The 1,140-nt window shown below is 44.2% G+C and carries 1 rRNA gene; it reads right to left on the bottom strand.

The features are described from left to right. Positions 1 to 1,140, bottom strand: a 23S ribosomal RNA gene (locus tag IE091_RS18330); the annotation flags it as partial.

The following is a 1,140-nucleotide window of genomic DNA, read 5'->3' as shown; positions in this document are numbered from 1 at the left end:
ACGGATTTGCCTATATAACTCTCTTGTTGCTTACCCCACAATCCAGTAAGTGGTAGAACTATCCTTTTTCGTCACTCCATCATTCTTTTACCAAGTACAGGAATATTAACCTGTTGTCCATCGACTATGCATTTCTGCCTCATCTTAGGCCCTGACTAACCCTGGGTGGACGAACCTTGCCCAGGAAACCTTTCCCAATAGGCGTCGAAGATTCTCACTTCGAATCGTTACTCATGCCGGCATTCTCACTTTTAATCTCTCCACCAGTCCTCACGGTCTGACTTCAACGAAATTAAAACGCTCTCCTAACGCACATAATGTGCCCGTAGCTTCGGTATTGTGTTTGAGTCCCGTTACATTATTGGCGCAAGATCTCTTGACTAGTGAGCAATTACGCACTCTTTAAAAGGTGGCTGCTTCTAAGCCAACTTCCTAGTTGTTTATGAAATCTCACAACCTTTCTCACTTAACACAATTTTGGGACCTTAGCTGACGATCTGGGTTGTTTCCCTCGCGAGCGTGGACGTTATCACCCACGTTCCGACTGCATAGCTTAATTTTAATGGTATTCGGAGTTTGATTATAGTCAGTACAGCTAGATGCCGCCATTCCACATTCAGTGCTCTACCCCCATTAAACAATACTATACGCTAGCCCTAAAGCTATTTCGAAGAGAACCAGCTATNTTCCGACTGCATAGCTTAATTTTAATGGTATTCGGAGTTTGATTATAGTCAGTACAGCTAGATGCCGCCATTCCACATTCAGTGCTCTACCCCCATTAAACAATACTATACGCTAGCCCTAAAGCTATTTCGAAGAGAACCAGCTATCTCCAGGTTCGATTGGAATTTCACCGCTATCCACAAGTCATCCGGGCACTTTTTAGCGTACTACGGTTCGGTCCTCCACTTAGTTTTACCTAACCTTCACCCTGCTCATGGATAGATCGCCTGGTTTCGGGTATATGCCAATATACTAAAGTCGCCCTATTCAGACTCGGTTTCCCTACGGCTCCGCTTTTTTCTGCTTAACCTTGCATATTAACATAACTCGCCGGCCCATACTGCAAGATGTACGCCATCACACTTTAACGTGCTCTGACTACTTGTAAGTAAATGGTTTCAGAATCTATTTCAC

The sequence above is a fragment of the Vreelandella hamiltonii genome (genome assembly GCF_014651775.1).
GTDB classification, from domain to species: domain Bacteria; phylum Pseudomonadota; class Gammaproteobacteria; order Pseudomonadales; family Halomonadaceae; genus Vreelandella; species Vreelandella hamiltonii.
The sequence above is the reverse complement of the archived record's forward strand: the minus strand, read 5'-3'. Positions and strand labels throughout refer to the sequence as shown.